Source organism: Paraburkholderia sp. 31.1, assembly GCF_014397645.1.
Taxonomy (GTDB): Bacteria; Pseudomonadota; Gammaproteobacteria; order Burkholderiales; family Burkholderiaceae; genus Paraburkholderia; species Paraburkholderia tuberum.
Genome location: NZ_VZQN01000026.1, coordinates 59,601 through 73,491, shown reverse-complemented (window position 1 = coordinate 73,491; position 13,891 = coordinate 59,601). Strand labels below are relative to the sequence as shown.

General features: G+C 63.7%; 14 protein-coding genes and 2 pseudogenes. 7 read left to right on the top strand and 9 right to left on the bottom strand.

All coding sequences use genetic code 11. The annotated features are described in order from the left end of the window. Positions 1-293: 293 nt before the first annotated feature. The 5 genes from cydX to rpoH all read right to left on the bottom strand — a co-directional run bounded on the left by cydX (position 294) and on the right by rpoH (position 4,812). Positions 294-410, bottom strand: a complete 117-nt coding sequence (cydX, locus tag F6X37_RS20910; RefSeq protein WP_184062516.1) for a cytochrome bd-I oxidase subunit CydX — start codon at positions 408-410, stop codon at positions 294-296. Between the two features lie 36 nt (positions 411-446). Next, entirely contained in the window at positions 447-1,583 is a 1,137-nt protein-coding gene (cydB, locus tag F6X37_RS20905; RefSeq protein WP_187612617.1) for a cytochrome d ubiquinol oxidase subunit II, read from the bottom strand. 34 nt (positions 1,584-1,617) lie between these two features. Next, positions 1,618-3,210, bottom strand: coding sequence for a cytochrome ubiquinol oxidase subunit I (locus F6X37_RS20900; RefSeq protein ID WP_187612616.1), 1,593 nt, complete (start codon positions 3,208-3,210; stop codon positions 1,618-1,620). Further along, the gene (gene cydP, locus F6X37_RS20895; RefSeq protein ID WP_018419327.1) at positions 3,200-3,460 is read right to left on the bottom strand and encodes a cytochrome oxidase putative small subunit CydP; all 261 of its coding nucleotides are present in this window, start codon (positions 3,458-3,460) and stop codon (positions 3,200-3,202) included. Before cydP ends, F6X37_RS20900 begins: the two co-directional genes overlap by 11 nt. A 416-nt stretch (positions 3,461-3,876) precedes the next feature. Continuing rightward, positions 3,877-4,812, bottom strand: a complete 936-nt coding sequence (rpoH, locus tag F6X37_RS20890) for an RNA polymerase sigma factor RpoH (protein ID WP_090802918.1) — start codon at positions 4,810-4,812, stop codon at positions 3,877-3,879. Positions 4,813-5,166: 354 nt separating this feature from the next. On the opposite strand from rpoH, the gene F6X37_RS20885 reads away from it, so the two are divergent. Continuing rightward, positions 5,167-5,739 (top strand): acyloxyacyl hydrolase, encoded by a 573-nt coding sequence (locus tag F6X37_RS20885; RefSeq protein WP_187612615.1) that lies wholly within the window; start codon positions 5,167-5,169, stop codon positions 5,737-5,739. A 41-nt stretch (positions 5,740-5,780) separates the two neighbouring features. After that, positions 5,781-6,164 carry a nuclear transport factor 2 family protein gene (locus F6X37_RS20880; protein ID WP_008921685.1) on the top strand — a complete coding sequence of 128 codons (384 nt, stop codon included), beginning with the start codon at positions 5,781-5,783 and terminating at the stop codon, positions 6,162-6,164. A gap of 197 nt (positions 6,165-6,361) precedes the next feature. On the opposite strand, the pseudogene F6X37_RS20875 reads toward F6X37_RS20880, so the two are convergent. Both F6X37_RS20875 and ybiB read right to left on the bottom strand, forming a co-directional pair. Next, positions 6,362-7,348 (bottom strand): annotated as a pseudogene (locus tag F6X37_RS20875) (2-isopropylmalate synthase); the annotation flags it as partial. A 381-nt stretch (positions 7,349-7,729) separates the two neighbouring features. After that, the gene (gene ybiB / locus F6X37_RS20870) at positions 7,730-8,701 is read right to left on the bottom strand and encodes a DNA-binding protein YbiB (RefSeq protein ID WP_187612613.1); all 972 of its coding nucleotides are present in this window, start codon (positions 8,699-8,701) and stop codon (positions 7,730-7,732) included. 222 nt (positions 8,702-8,923) lie between these two features. On the opposite strand from ybiB, the gene F6X37_RS20865 reads away from it, so the two are divergent. Continuing rightward, a complete protein-coding gene (locus tag F6X37_RS20865; RefSeq protein ID WP_090802924.1) occupies positions 8,924-9,622 on the top strand; it encodes a fumarylacetoacetate hydrolase family protein in 699 nt (232 codons plus the stop codon). A gap of 34 nt (positions 9,623-9,656) precedes the next feature. After that, on the top strand, positions 9,657-10,301 hold the full coding sequence (maiA, locus tag F6X37_RS20860; RefSeq protein ID WP_187612612.1) for a maleylacetoacetate isomerase: 645 nt from the start codon (positions 9,657-9,659) through the stop codon (positions 10,299-10,301). Between the two features lie 112 nt (positions 10,302-10,413). Here the strand turns inward: maiA and ftsY are convergent, their stop codons facing one another. Continuing rightward, entirely contained in the window at positions 10,414-11,565 is a 1,152-nt protein-coding gene (ftsY, locus tag F6X37_RS20855; protein WP_187612611.1) for a signal recognition particle-docking protein FtsY, read from the bottom strand. Positions 11,566-11,815: 250 nt separating this feature from the next. Here ftsY and rsmD point away from each other — a divergent pair, with 250 nt between their 5' ends. The 3 genes and pseudogenes from rsmD to F6X37_RS37005 all read left to right on the top strand — a co-directional run. Then, positions 11,816-12,430 carry a 16S rRNA (guanine(966)-N(2))-methyltransferase RsmD gene (gene rsmD, locus F6X37_RS20850; protein WP_187612641.1) on the top strand — a complete coding sequence of 205 codons (615 nt, stop codon included), beginning with the start codon at positions 11,816-11,818 and terminating at the stop codon, positions 12,428-12,430. Positions 12,431-12,530: 100 nt separating this feature from the next. Then, complete coding sequence (gene coaD / locus F6X37_RS20845) at positions 12,531-13,040, top strand: pantetheine-phosphate adenylyltransferase (protein WP_062125937.1); 510 nt, start codon at positions 12,531-12,533, stop codon at positions 13,038-13,040. Positions 13,041-13,336: 296 nt separating this feature from the next. Beyond that, positions 13,337-13,497 (top strand): annotated as a pseudogene (locus tag F6X37_RS37005) (porin); the annotation flags it as partial. Positions 13,498-13,532: 35 nt separating this feature from the next. Here F6X37_RS37005 and F6X37_RS20840 read toward each other — a convergent pair. Continuing rightward, complete coding sequence (locus tag F6X37_RS20840; RefSeq protein ID WP_184053954.1) at positions 13,533-13,880, bottom strand: winged helix-turn-helix domain-containing protein; 348 nt, start codon at positions 13,878-13,880, stop codon at positions 13,533-13,535. Between the last annotated feature and the right edge of the window lie 11 nt (positions 13,881-13,891).

Genomic DNA, 13,891 nt, shown 5'->3' with positions numbered 1-13,891 from the left:
CGTGGCGCCTAGGGTCTGTTTACATATGGAACGCACGTGCGAATGCCCGCTATCGGCCGCAGGGCAAGGAGTAAGGAGCGCTGCGTGGCCGCGCCACGTGAGCGACGCACGACGCCGCCATGCGGCCGATAGCGGGCATTCCCCTGGAATGAAATTCAGAACTGGGGTTGCCGCGAGAAGGGCCGCTCGCTGCGTCATGCTCCTTGCGAATACGTCGAGTATTCGCGGCGTCGCAGTCCTTGCGAGCGGCCCTTCTCGCGGCAACGCACGTGCGTTCCATATGTAAACAGACCCTAGCGAGTCCCCCGCTTTGCCGAGCGCGCCACCTCGCGCGATTCGAGCCACATCACATTGACGACACCGAACGCCAGCGCGACGCCAACGCCGAGAATCCAGCTGAAATACCACATCGCCAACTCCTGTTTTCTGTTGAAGCGTCGTGCCGGTCAATACATCGAATGGTGGTTTTCCTTGATCGCCGCGGCGGTCACCTTGCCGCGCATCACGCGATACACCCAGCCCGTATAGAGCAGAATGATCGGCAGGAACACGATGACGGCGAACAGCATGATCTCGAGCGTCATGCGGCTCGACGTCGAATCCCACATGGTCAGGCTGCTGCGGCCGTCGAGTGACGATGGCATGATGAACGGGAACATCGAGAAGCCCGCGGTCAAGATCACGCCGACGATCATCAACGACGTCGACAGAAACGCCGTCGCCTCGAAGCGCGAACGCGCGAGCAGCACCGCGAGCACCCCGCCGAGGAGACCCGCGAGCGGCGCAACCGCCATCCACGGGTAGAGCGCGTAGTTGTTCAGCCACAAACCCGGCGCGCCGATCACGGTCTTCATCAACGGATTGGAGACGGCGTCGAGCGGCGGCGCGTCGACGATCTGATAGCCGCCGATCATCGTCGCGACGAGCGCACCCGCGACGAGAAACAACACCACCGTGCACAGCGCCGCGAGCCGCAGCGCCTTCGACGCGCGCTCGTGAACCACCCCATCGGTCTTCCACTTGACGAACGCGGCGCCGTGCGCGGCCAGCATCGACACGCTGACGAGTCCCGTCAGCAGCGCAAACGGATTGAGCAGGCCGAAGAAGCTGCCGTGATAGGTGACGCGCAGATCGGTATCGAACGAAAACGGCACGCCTTGCAGCAGATTGCCGAACGCGACACCGAACACCAGCGCCGGCACGAAGCCGCCGATAAAGAGGCCCCAGTCCCACGCGTTGCGCCAGCGCGGATCCTCGCGCTTGCCGCGATAGTCGAAGCCGACCGGACGGAAGAACAGCGCGAACAGCACGAGCAGCATCGCGAAGTAGAATCCCGAGAAGGATGCCGCGTAGGCGAGCGGCCACGCGGCGAACATCGCGGCGGCCGCGGTCACGAGCCAGACCTGGTTGCCTTCCCACGTCGCGCCGACCGTGTTCACGACGATGCGTCGCTCGGAGTCAGTGTTGGCGATGAACGGCAGCAGGATCGCCGCGCCCATGTCGAAGCCGTCGGTGAGCGCGAAGACGATCAGCAGTACACCTATCAATACCCACCAGATCAGTCTGAGAACTGCGTAGTCCATATGGGTTTCTCCTCCGGGGCGGTGCAGCGGTGCATCATGCGGCCGTGTTCGACAGTGGCTGCGTCACCGGCTGTCCGATCTCGTGGTGATAGCGGCCCGTATGCAGCGACGAAGGGCCGAGCCGCGCGTACTTGAACATCAGCATGATCTCGATGACGAACAGCCCCGTGTAGAACAGCACGAAGCCGCCGATGCTCAGATACAGATCGCGCGGCGTCAGCGTCGACGCGGCCAGGTTGGTCGGCAGAATGCCCGCGATGCTCCACGGCTGGCGGCCCATTTCCGCGACGATCCAGCCGAGCTCGGCGGCGAGCCAAGGCAGCGGAATCGCGATGACCGCCCAGCGCAGAAACCAGCGACGCCTTTCGAGCAGCAACGTGCGCTGCGCGCAGAACCAGAAGGCGAGCACGAAGGTGGCGAGGAACAGCAGGCCAAGGCCGACCATCATGCGGAACGAGAAGAACAGCGGCAGCACCGGCGGAACCGTGCTTCTTGCCGCCGCGGCGATCTGGTCTGGCGTCGCGTCGATGACGTTCGGCGTGAACCGCTTGAGCAGCAGGGCGTAGCCGAGATCGTCCTTGTACTTGTCGAACTCCGCATGCGCCTCGTCGCTGGAGTCGCCGCCTTTTAACCGCTGCAACGCCGAATAGGCGAGCATGCCGTCCTTGATGCGACCTTCGTTTTGGGCGATCAGGTCGCGCAGGCCGACCACGGGTTCGTCGAGCGAGCGGGTCGCGATAATGCCGAGCGCGTACGGCACACGGATCGCATAGTCGGTGCGTTGCTCTTTCTGATTGGGGATGCCAAATATCGTGAACGGTGCGGGCGCGGGCGCGGTCTCCCATTCGGATTCGATCGCGGCGAGCTTGATCTGCTGGACTTCACCGGTGCGATAGCCGGATTCGTCGCCCAGCACGATCACGCACAGCGCCGACGCGAGGCCGAAGCCGGCGGCGATCGCGAACGAGCGCAGCGCGAACTCGGTGTCGCGGCGCTTCAACAGATACCACGACGACACGCCGAGTACGAACATCGCCGCGGTCACGTATCCAGCTGATACCGTGTGCACGAACTTGACCTGTGCAACCGGGTTGAAGATCACCGAGCTGATGCTGTCGAGCTCCATGCGCATCGTCTGATAGTTGAACTTCGCGCCGACCGGATTGTTCATCCAGCCGTTGGCAATCAGAATCCACAGCGCCGACAGGTTCGAACCGAGCGCGACACAGAACGTGACGATCAGATGCTGGATTTTTGACAATCTGTTCCAGCCGAAAAAGAACAGACCGACGAACGTCGATTCGAGGAAGAACGCCATCAACCCTTCGACGGCGAGCGGCACGCCGAAAATGTCGCCGACGTAATGCGAGTAATAAGCCCAGTTGGTGCCGAACTGAAACTCGAGCGTGAGGCCGGTCGCGACGCCCATTGCAAAGTTGATGCCAAACAGCTTGCCCCAGAACTGCGTCATGTCCTTGTAGATCTGCTTGCCGGTCATCACGTAGACCGATTCCATGATGACGAGCAGCCAGGCGAGACCGAGCGTGAGCGGCACGAACAGAAAGTGATAAAGCGCCGTGATGGCGAACTGGAACCGCGACAGTTCTACGACTTCGCTAACGGGCATGTTGATCACCTCGAGACGGATGCGGGGCGGGCACCGACAGCAGCGCCTGCGCGACCTGCTCAGGCGGCAGCATCATGTGCTGCGCCTGTGGATGATTGAAGAATGTGTACTTGAGCGCCATCAGTAGCACGAACTTGATGGCGAGGATGATGGCGATATCGCGCGCCAGCGTTGGACCGCGCACCCACCTGGTGAACCGGCCGCGCAAGCGCGACCGGACAGTGCTGCTGCGATTCAGGGCTATGGTCATGATCGGTCGAAGACGACTTCACGCCGGTGAGTCCGGCTGGATCCAGACCGCGTGGCCGTCTGGCCGTCTGGCAGTCTGGCGAATGCATGCCGATTGTAGGAGGTGAACCTCGCGCGCTCAGGTTTAGCCATGCGGCAACACGTCGCGAAACTTGCCGCGTCTGTGCAGTATTGCTACCGGACTTGCGATACGTCAAGAAACGCTTACCGGCCTCGACAGGCCGGCTTGCGGATAGGCCGACGCGAATGCGCGGCCGCGGGGACGCAAGAAAGGGCGAAAAGAATGAAAAAGCCCCGCCGTCTTGCGAGGGCGGGGCTTGAGCGCGATGGTCGCTAAATGGCGCGACCGATTAACGCGTGTCGTTTTTACGTATGTCATGGGCGGGACACAATTGACGCGCGCATGGCTTCGACGCTTTACGCGTATTCGGTCAGCGCGCCGCGCATCTTCTTCATCGCGCTGGCTTCGATCTGGCGGATACGTTCGGCCGAGACACCGAACTCGTCGGCCAGCTCGTGCAACGTGGAGCCGCCCGAGCCGTCGTCGGCCACCTTCAGCCAGCGCGCTTCGATGATGCGGCGGCTGCGCGGATCGAGCGCGTCGAGCGCGCTTGCGATGCCGTCGCTTTGCAGCCGGTCGCGCTGACGCGAAGCCAGCACGGCAGTCGGCTCACTATGCGAGTCGGCCAGATAGGCGATTGGCGCGTACGACTCCTCGCCGTCTTCGACCTGACCTTCGAGCGCGATATCGCCGCCCGACAGACGCGTCTCCATCTCCGCGACCTCTTCGCGCTTCACGTTCAGCTCCTTCGCGAGACCGTCGATCTCGTCCGGCGTGAACGCGCCAAGCCCCTGCTTGTGGCTGCGCAGGTTGAAGAACAGCTTACGCTGCGCCTTGGTGGTGGCGACCTTCACCATGCGCCAGTTGCGCAGGATGTACTCGTGGATCTCGGCCTTGATCCAGTGCATCGCGTACGACACGAGGCGCACGTTTTGTTCGGGATCGAAGCGCTTGACCGCTTTCATCAGGCCGATGTTGCCTTCCTGGATCAGATCGGCGTGCGGCAACCCGTAACCGAGGTAGTTACGCGCGATGGACACGACGAGTCGCAGGTGCGACAGCACCAGGCGGCGCGCAGCCTCCAGATTGTCGTGTTCGCGCAATTCGGTGGCGAACTGGCGTTCCTCCGCCGGCGTCAGCATCGGAATCCGGTTGACCGCCTGGATGTAGGCGTCGATGTTGCCCAAGTGACCGGACAGCAGCGAGGAATGCGAGAGCGCCAGTGCACCTGCCGGAGCGGCCTTAGCCGACGACGGGCTCAAAGTACTCGGAAGGGTCATTGCATGGCTCACGTTTGAAGCTCCTTTGGAATCAGACAATTGCGTACTCAGTAAACGACTCCAGCGACGGATGTTAGCACTCAGATCTGCCGAGTGCTAATACTTAGAGGTCGCAGGGGTATCCGAGTTCCAGAAAATCCTATTGAGTTTTGACTTCCGATAGCCATCATACGCCCTATTTGCCCTGCGCGTTGGACCTGTACAAAGTACCGCCCGGAGCGGGTGCAGGCTCACGTTTGACTGATATCGTCCGGTTTTGAAGAGAATAATTGCTGATCATGGGCATTATCTGGGAAATACTTGCTCCTGAATTCGTGCCTGGAATAAAGGGGGCGCTCGCTTAATACTCGGCAGTATGGGGGGCGGATGAACAGGCAGAATCTTGTGGTGCGTGGGCTTACTCTAAAAAGCACGTTTGCCGTTCTGCTCGTTCTGCTGTTGAGCGCGGCGGGCGCGTCCCAAGCTGAGCAGTTCGGCGTGCAGGTGGCCGCCGGCGTTGGCGACCATCACGTCAGGACGCTCGATCTCGGCGTGGTCTGGGATCCAAACCTGACCTGGTGGCAGATCGGCGACTGGCATTTCGCGCTGCTCGGCGAGGCGCATGTCGCGTGGTGGCACACCAATGAAGGAAACGTTCACGACAACATCGGCGAGATCGGCGTGACGCCGGTGATCCGCTTCATCAGGTCGTCGGGTTCGGTGCGGCCATTCATCGAGGTGGGTGCCGGCGTCCGGCTGCTGACCAGCCCGCGCATTTCTTCCGACTTCACGTTGGGCACCTCGTTCCAGTTCGCCGAGATGGCGGGCGTCGGGTTGCAGTTCGGCGCTCGTGAGCAGTATGTCGCCGGCTACCGCTTCCAGCATGTCTCCAATGGCGGTATCAAAGAGCCGAATCCTGGTATAAATTTCAGCCAGCTATATTTGCAATATCACTTCTGACCGTGGCCGCCTGCGGCTCGCGGTGTTCGAGGGGCTCTGCAATGGCGGCAAAGATGATCGAAGCGATTCGCGGGCTCGAGCGAGAGCGTTTTCGCGCGATGGTCGATGGCGATGGGCAGTCGCTCGACACGCTGCTCGCGGACAACGTGAGCTACGTCCATACGAATGGCAAGCGCGAGACGAAGCGGCAGTTCATCGACGGGATCACCGCGGGGCGCCGTCGTTATCGGCAAATCGAGGTGCAGTCGCAGGATGTCTTGCCGGCCGGGCGCGAGACCTACGTCGTCACGGGCCGCGCGCTGATCGAGATGGAGGCGAATAACGGCGCGCTCCTGTTTCCGATTGCCTATACCGCGATTCACACGCACGAAGACGGGCAGTGGCGACTGATCGCGTGGCAGGCGACCCGTTGCGCGCTCGAGTGAGATTCTCATCGGGCGGGCGCGCCTCGTGAGCGCGTCTCCAGCGGCAGCGGAATGCGGGTGTGCACTCCGCTGCAGCAGGCTCGAGGCCCAACGCGAATTCACGCGGTCGCGCATTCGCCAGCTTTGTCGCGGCTGTTTGCGCCGTGCTCGTCCATATCGGCATCCGCGTCGCGCGCCTCGCGCGTGCCGCGCATCGCTACCTGTCCCGCATACGGATGCCGCGCCGCAACCGGAAGCCGCGTGCAGCGCTCCGCCACGCGCCTGATCGTCGCGAGATCCGAGAAATCCAGACCGCTGTCGATACCCATCGCGTCGAGATTCATCGCGACTGTGACGAGATCGACGTTGCCGGTGCGCTCGCCATTGCCGAACAGACAGCCTTCGATGCGATCCGCGCCCGCCAGCAGCGCGAGCTGCGCCGCGGCCACGGCGGTGCCGCGATCGTTGTGCGGATGCACCGACAGCACGATGCTGTCGCGGTAACCGAGGTTGCGATGCATCCATTCGATCTGGTCGGCGAACACGTTCGGCGTGGCCGCTTCGACGCTTGCCGGCAGGTTGACGATCATCTTGTGATCGCGCGTAGGCCGCCACGTTTGCGCGAGCGCGTCGCACACCTCGCGCGCGAACGGCAGCTCGGTCGTGTTGAAGGTCTCGGGCGAGTACTGGAAGGTCCAGCGCGTGCCCGGCCGCGCCTGCGCGTGTTCCTTGATGAGGCCCGTGCCTTCGACGGCAAGCGCCTTGATCTCATCCTTCGACTGCTGGAACACGATGCGCCGGAACGACGGGCAGATCGCGTTGTACAGATGCACGATCGCGCGCGGCGCGCCTTCGAGCGCGTCGAACGTGCGTGCGATCAGCTCCGCGCGCGACGGCACGAAGACTTCGATCGTGACGTCGTCGGGAATGCGTCGCTCGTCGATCAGCTTGCGCACGAAGTCGAAATCGGTCTGCGACGCCGACGGAAAGCCCACTTCGATTTCCTTGAAACCGATCGCGACCAGCATCTCGAAGTATTCGAGTTTCTGCGCAGCGTTCATCGGTTCGATCAGCGCCTGATTGCCGTCGCGCAGGTCCGTGCTCATCCAGACGGGTGCGGCGTCGACCGTGCGACTCGGCCATTTGCGGCCGGTCAGCCGGACGACGGGAAAAGGGCGGTACTTTTCAGCGGGATTGCGCAACATGGAGAGGTGCCTCATTCGTGGTGTCGTCGGCGGAGGGTGGGGACGTCGAGCGGTTGGCCGACTGTTCACGCATGCACGCTGCGGATGCTGCCCATGCAACGTATATGTGATCCTCTCGCATCGTCCGCGCGGTAAACGGACGAATGCAAACGACGACAGGTTGTGGAGAACTACGACGGGGGTGAAGCGAAACTGCGGGAACTACGGGGAGGACCGCCGACGGCAACCGGAGCTGCCAGCGCGCGGCGCTACGCGAGACTTACGCCAGGTGTAGCGATAGGGGCCGCGCCAGGCGGCCGGAGATAATTCGGAGGGTGTTCGGAAGGGAACGCATGAGGCCAAATGTATGACGGCGTGCGTTGGCCTGTCAACCCGCGGCCGTCAGGCCGCCGTCTTCGCGATATCGACGATCAGCTCGACCTGCCGCTCGAGCGCGCCAGGCACCGGCGCTTCGCCGCGCAGCACGGCGTCGATCCAGGCGGCCGTGGTCGCCGCGTCGCGCGCTTCGGGCAGCTCGACTTCGGGCGCATCGGGCGACGAGCGCTCGTGCGGCAGCCGCGTCTCGCAGATGCCGTCATGCAGCCAGTCGACCTGCACCTGGCGGCGCGTATCGGCGACCGCCTCGCCTTCGGTGCCGCGCGCGAGCAGCGCACCGCCGACGGCCGCATCGGGATGCGTGACGAACAGCTGAGTGAGACTGTCGCGATACGGCGGATGCGTGTAGTTCACGAGCCGCAATCCCGCGGGCGCGAACGGCTGCAGCAGCTTCACGAGCGTATGCGTCGAATTGCGCACGCCCATGCGCCGGCGCAGCGCGAGCAGGCGCGCGAGCTTGGGCGCCAGGACGTCGATCGAGGCGAACGCGACGCGGCGCTCCGCAAGTCCAGCTTCGATCTGCGCGTGCGACTGCGCATGGGCGATGCGCAGATGTGTGAAGATTTCCGCGCTCGTCACCCGACCCAGATCCTCGGTGACGCCGTGTACCAGCACCGGCACGCCTTCGCGGGCGAGCAGCAGCGCGAGCAGCGGCACGAGGTTCGGCTGCTTGCGCGCGCCGTTGTACGACGGAATCGACACCGGCCGAAACGCGCCGTGCGGCAACCGCACCGGCTCGAACGACGTATGCGCGGCGGCCAGCATCGCGGCGAGTTCGTCGGCGGTTTCGCCTTTCACGCGATACGCGAGCAGCACCGCGCCGAGTTCGAGATCGTCGACGCGGCCGTCGAGCATCGCGGTGTAGAGCGAGCGCGTGTCGTCGGCGGTCAGCGCGCGGGCGCCATTCGGGCCGCGGCCGATTTCCTTGATGAATCGGGCCCAGGGGAAGGGAGAAGTGGTATCGGTGGAGTCGGTCATCGTGCGCAAGAGGCGGGTGGCGTGCCGCGCCTGGCGGTTCGCTACGCCATTCGGGGAACAGTTCGGTGTGAGTATCGCATCTATGGCGAGCGGGCGAACAGCAACGAAGCGGGCCCGCAGTGGCGCGCGACGGGCCGCCTGACACGCCTCCGCGCCGTGCCGCGGGTTACACTCGATGTCTCTCGCCGCCTCGGCGGCGCACATCGGAAAACGGAGAACGGGATGAGTTACGTATTTGCACCCGCACCGCAGGTCGCGGTGCCGGTCGTGGGGTCGGGCGAGCAGTTCGCGGTGCGCCGCATCTACTGCGTGGGGCGCAACTACGAGGCGCACGCGCGTGAAATGGGCCACGACCCGGACCGCGAGCCGCCGTTCTTCTTCACGAAGCCGGCCGATGCGATCGTGTACGTCGCGCCGGGCACGACCGGCGAATTTCCGTATCCGTCGCAGACCAGGAACGTCCATTTCGAAATGGAAATGGTCGCGGCGATCGGCGAGGGCGGCAAAGACATCCCCGTCGACCGCGCGCTCGACCATGTCTACGGCTACGCGCTCGGTCTCGACATGACGCGCCGCGACCTGCAAGGCGAAGCGAAGAAAATGGGTCGTCCGTGGGATACCGCCAAGGGCTTCGATCACTCGGCGCCGCTCGGCCCGATCCATCCGGCTTCGACGGTCGGTCACATCGGCAAAGGCGAGATCTGGCTGTCGGTGAATGGCGAGGACAAGCAGCGCGCGGATGTGTCGCAGCTGATCTGGTCGGTGGCCGAGACGATCGCGTATCTGTCGACGCTGTTCGAACTGCGGCCTGGCGACCTGATTTTCACCGGCACGCCGGAAGGCGTCGGCGCGGTCGTGAAGGGTGACCTGATGAAGGGCGGCGTGGACGGGCTCGGCGAGTTCAGCGTGCGCGTCGTCTGAGACGGCTTGCGTGCAGGTGGAGGAGGCAGACAACATGAAGCTCTACAGCTATTTCCGTAGCTCGGCGTCGTATCGCGTGCGCATCGCGCTGAACGTGAAGAACCTGTCGTACGACTACGTACCCGTGCACCTCGTGCGCGAAGGCGGCGAGCAGCTGAAGCCCGAGTATCGCAAGATCAACCCCGACGGCATCGTGCCGACGCTCGCCGACGGCAGTCATTTGCTGCCGCAGTCGCTCGCGATCATCGAGTATCTCGAGGAGACGCATCCCGAGCCGCCGCTGCTACCGAAGGCACCGCTCGATCGCGCGTATGTGCGCTCGGTGGCGCTGCAGGTCGCGTGCGAGATTCATCCGCTGAACAATCTGCGCGTGCTGCGCTATCTGAAGCACACGCTGCGAGTCGACGACGACGCGAAGGACACGTGGTACCGGCACTGGATCGACGCGGGCTTCGCGACGCTGGAGACGCATCTTGCCGGCGACGCGCGCACCGGCAAACTGTGTTTCGGCGACGCACCGACACTCGCCGACGCGTGCCTGATTCCGCAGGTATTCAACGCGCAGCGCTTCAAGCTCGACACCGCAAAGTTTCCGACGATCCAGCGCATCTACGATCACGCGATGCAACTCGACGCGTTCGCGCGCGCGGCGCCGGGCGTGCAGCCGGACGCGGAGTGAGCCCGGGATCGCTGACACGTCGACGGTAGCTTGAAACGAAAAAAGGGCGCTCCGCTGAGTGCCCTTTTCCTTTGGTTCGCCGCGAGCGCCGAGCGCCGCAACGATCACGCGATCAGCCGCCCAGTAGCGCGTCCGAGAACTCCTCCGCGCTGAACGGCTGCAGATCCTCGACCTTTTCGCCGACGCCGATGAAATACACCGGAATCGGCCGCTGCCGCGCGATCGCCGCGAGGATGCCGCCCTTCGCGGTGCCGTCGAGCTTGGTGACGATCAGGCCGGTGAGCCCGAGCGCGTCGTCGAACGCCTTGACCTGGGTGAGCGCGTTCTGGCCGGTGTTCGCGTCGATCACGAGCAGCACTTCGTGCGGCGCGCCGTCCTGCGCCTTGCCAATCACGCGCTTCACCTTGCGCAGTTCTTCCATCAGATGCAGTTGCGTGGGCAGGCGGCCGGCCGTGTCGGCCATCATCACGTCGATCCTGCGCGCGCGCGCGGCGCCGACCGCGTCGAAGATCACCGCGGCCGGGTCGCCGCTTTCCTGCGCGACCACGGTCACGTTGTTGCGCTGGCCCCACACGGCGAGTTGCTCGCGCGCGGCGGCGCGGAACGTGTCGCCGGCGGCGAGCAGCACCGATTGGTCAAAGCTCTGCAGATGCTTCGCGAGCTTGCCGATGCTCGTGGTTTTGCCCGCGCCGTTGACGCCGGCGATCATCATCACGAGCGGCTGCGCGCGGCCGAGCATCAGCGATTTTTCGAGCGGCTTGAGCAACTCGACGAGCAGTGTGCGCAAGGCGGTTTTGACCTGCAGGGGGGCCGTCAGGCGTTCGCCGCGCACTTTTTCGCGCAGCGCTTCGAGCAGGAATTCGGTCGCCTCTACGCCGGCGTCAGACATCAGCAGCGCGGTTTCGAGTTCCTCGTACAGGTCCTCGTCGATCTTCGTGCCGACGAAAATGCCGGTCAGGTTCGAACTGGTTTTCGCGAGGCCGCTCTTCAGACGCGTAAGCCACGAGCGCTTCGCGCCGGCATCCTGCACGGGCGGCGGGACGATTTCGACGGTGTCGAGCATGGCGTCTGGCGGCTCGGGCTGCGGCTCGATGATCGTCGTGGCCACAGGAGGAACGGGGGGCGCGGTGGGCTCGATGGGTTCGGCGGGCGCAACGGGCGCGGCCTCGGCCTCGGGTGCCGCGCCGTCTTGCGCCGCCAGCGATTCGTCTGCGGCGGTATCGGACTCTTTCGAGCCCTTGAATCGTTTGAAAAAGCTGAACATGATCTGACGTATGGGAGAGCGCGCCGATGCGCGCAGCCGGCACGGGACCGGCGAAGCGGTGGGCAGCGCCGGGATGCGAAAAGGCGGGGCGCTGGCAGCCGCACATTTTATCAGGCGTGCCGCGGCGCGTCGTATCGGCCTCTCGGCCAAGCTGGACGCGCGCCAACCCTGTGGTAACGTGAGCGCTCCGGCCCACGCGCATCGACGCCGCGGGCGTGTTCATCACCTAGCTGAAACTGCACGATACTGCATGCCTCGTTTAGCACCTTCACGCGCCGCTGGCGCTTCGTCCAAAAGTGGCAAACCGCATGCCATTCGCATCATCGGCGGCGACTGGAAACGCACGCCGCTGCCCGTGCTCGATCTGGACGGCTTGCGCCCGACGCCCGACCGCGTCCGCGAAACGCTGTTCAACTGGCTCGGCCAGCGTCTGGACGGCCAGCACTGCCTCGATCTGTTCGCTGGTAGTGGGGCGCTCGGCTTCGAGGCCGCGTCGCGCGGCGCCGCTCGCGTGCTGATGGTGGAGCGCCATGCGCGCGCTGCCGGCCAGTTGCGCGCAAACCAGCAGCGGCTCGATGCACGCATGATCGAAATCGCCGAGGCGGACGGCCTGCGTCTTGCGGCGAGTCTCGCGCCAAGCTCGTTCGACGTCGTGTTCCTCGATCCGCCGTTCGATGCCGACCTGCTCGGCAAGGCGCTCGCGGTGGCCGTGCCGCTCGTGCGCGCCGACGGCTATCTTTATGTCGAGGCCGGCGAAGCGCTCGAACCGGCCGCGCACGAGCCGCTGTCAGGCTGGGAACTCGTTCGGCAGGGCAAAGCGGGCGCTGTGCACTTTCATTTGCTGCAGCGCGAAAATAAGGAATAATGCGCGTTCCAAAAAAGGGCCGGGCGGTTTATCGTCATCCGCGCCGGTGCGAAATGCGTCGCCCGGACGTGCCCTTTTGTCTGAAGAGAGGAGAAGTCTCATGGTAGTCGCCGTGTACCCGGGCACGTTCGACCCGCTGACGCGCGGTCACGAAGACCTCGTTCGGCGCGCGTCGAGCATTTTCGACACGCTGGTGGTGGGTGTGGCCGACAGCCGTGCCAAGAAGCCGTTTTTCACTCTCCAGGAGCGCCTCGCGATTGCGCATGAGGTGCTCGGCCACTATCCGAACGTCCAGGTGATGAGCTTCAAGGGACTGCTGAAGGACTTCGTGCGGACCAACAACGCGCGGGTGATCGTCAGGGGGCTGCGCGCGGTGTCGGACTTCGAGTACGAGTTCCAGATGGCGGGCATGAACCGTTATCTGCTGCCCGACGTCGAGACGATGTTCATGACGCCGTCCGATCAGTATCAGTTCATCTCGGGCACGATCGTGCGCGAGATCGCGCAATTGGGCGGCGACGTCAGCAAGTTCGTGTTCCCGTCCGTCGAAAAATGGCTGAAGGAGAAGGTCGCTTCGCTGGATCCGCAGGACGGCGCTCAGGGGACCTGAGCCTGAGTCGCGCGAATGCCGGTTTTGACGGATCAAGACCGGCCAGGCCTCGGTGATCGGCGCCAGGTGCATCGGTCGGCTGTTCCAAGTAATGTTGGCGAGCCGTATTGGCGGCGAACGTCAATCCTGTCGTTATGCACGGGCATCGGTGTATTCGATGGTTCGCGCAAGCTGCGATGTCAATGATGATGCGAAGAACAAGAATTGTCTCTTCATCGCAAACGGGGCGATCATCAATAGTCACGCCGGCTTGTCAGGTTCCTACGGGACCCTATCCGGAAAACGTCACGGGTGTGGGCAATCGATATACCTTTGTCCAATTCGCCGAGTATGAACTGACGAAGCGCACCAGTACGGTACGATGGATTTCAACAGGGTGACAGGTGCCGCATACGTGGAATTGCCGGAGCGGAGCAACCAGACGGGCATTGCAAGAGGAATGAGGAGTTTTTCCTAACCGGATAGTGTCGGCTTAACCGAAGCAGAACAATGTCAGCTTCCCTTCGCAGCTTTCGTGAACGCCTCGGCAAGTTTGTCGAAGTGCCGGAGGGCCGCGGGCGTCAGCTCGACCTGTTTGCGGCGAGCGTCTTCGGTGTCGTTGAGCAGGAGCCAGCCCTTTTCGCGCATTGACGTGATACGGGCATGCAAGGTAGCCGGCGACCCCAGCGCACTTTGGGCCATCATGTCTCGAACCGACAGGCGTTCGTTTTTTTGCCTCATGCGAGCAACGAACTCCAGGATCTTTTCTTCGAGCGGATCGAGCGCGGGAAGTGAGGGAAGACCTCGCAGTGCTTCGGTCAATTGAAGAAATCGAAGATAGATATCAGCAGGGCGGCTCATGACCATCGCTC

Coding starts and splice junctions, on each gene's coding strand:
- cydX (WP_184062516.1), bottom strand. CDS start 410: ATGTGGTATTTCAGCTGGATTCTCGGCGTTGGCGTCGCGCTGGCGTTC.
- cydB (WP_187612617.1), bottom strand. CDS start 1,583: ATGGACTACGCAGTTCTCAGACTGATCTGGTGGGTATTGATAGGTGTA.
- F6X37_RS20900 (WP_187612616.1), bottom strand. CDS start 3,210: ATGCCCGTTAGCGAAGTCGTAGAACTGTCGCGGTTCCAGTTCGCCATC.
- cydP (WP_018419327.1), bottom strand. CDS start 3,460: ATGACCATAGCCCTGAATCGCAGCAGCACTGTCCGGTCGCGCTTGCGC.
- F6X37_RS20885 (WP_187612615.1), top strand. CDS start 5,167: ATGAACAGGCAGAATCTTGTGGTGCGTGGGCTTACTCTAAAAAGCACG.
- F6X37_RS20880 (WP_008921685.1), top strand. CDS start 5,781: ATGGCGGCAAAGATGATCGAAGCGATTCGCGGGCTCGAGCGAGAGCGT.
- ybiB (WP_187612613.1), bottom strand. CDS start 8,701: ATGACCGACTCCACCGATACCACTTCTCCCTTCCCCTGGGCCCGATTC.
- F6X37_RS20865 (WP_090802924.1), top strand. CDS start 8,924: ATGAGTTACGTATTTGCACCCGCACCGCAGGTCGCGGTGCCGGTCGTG.
- maiA (WP_187612612.1), top strand. CDS start 9,657: ATGAAGCTCTACAGCTATTTCCGTAGCTCGGCGTCGTATCGCGTGCGC.
- ftsY (WP_187612611.1), bottom strand. CDS start 11,565: ATGTTCAGCTTTTTCAAACGATTCAAGGGCTCGAAAGAGTCCGATACC.
- rsmD (WP_187612641.1), top strand. CDS start 11,816: ATGCCTCGTTTAGCACCTTCACGCGCCGCTGGCGCTTCGTCCAAAAGT.
- coaD (WP_062125937.1), top strand. CDS start 12,531: ATGGTAGTCGCCGTGTACCCGGGCACGTTCGACCCGCTGACGCGCGGT.
- F6X37_RS20840 (WP_184053954.1), bottom strand. CDS start 13,880: ATGAGCCGCCCTGCTGATATCTATCTTCGATTTCTTCAATTGACCGAA.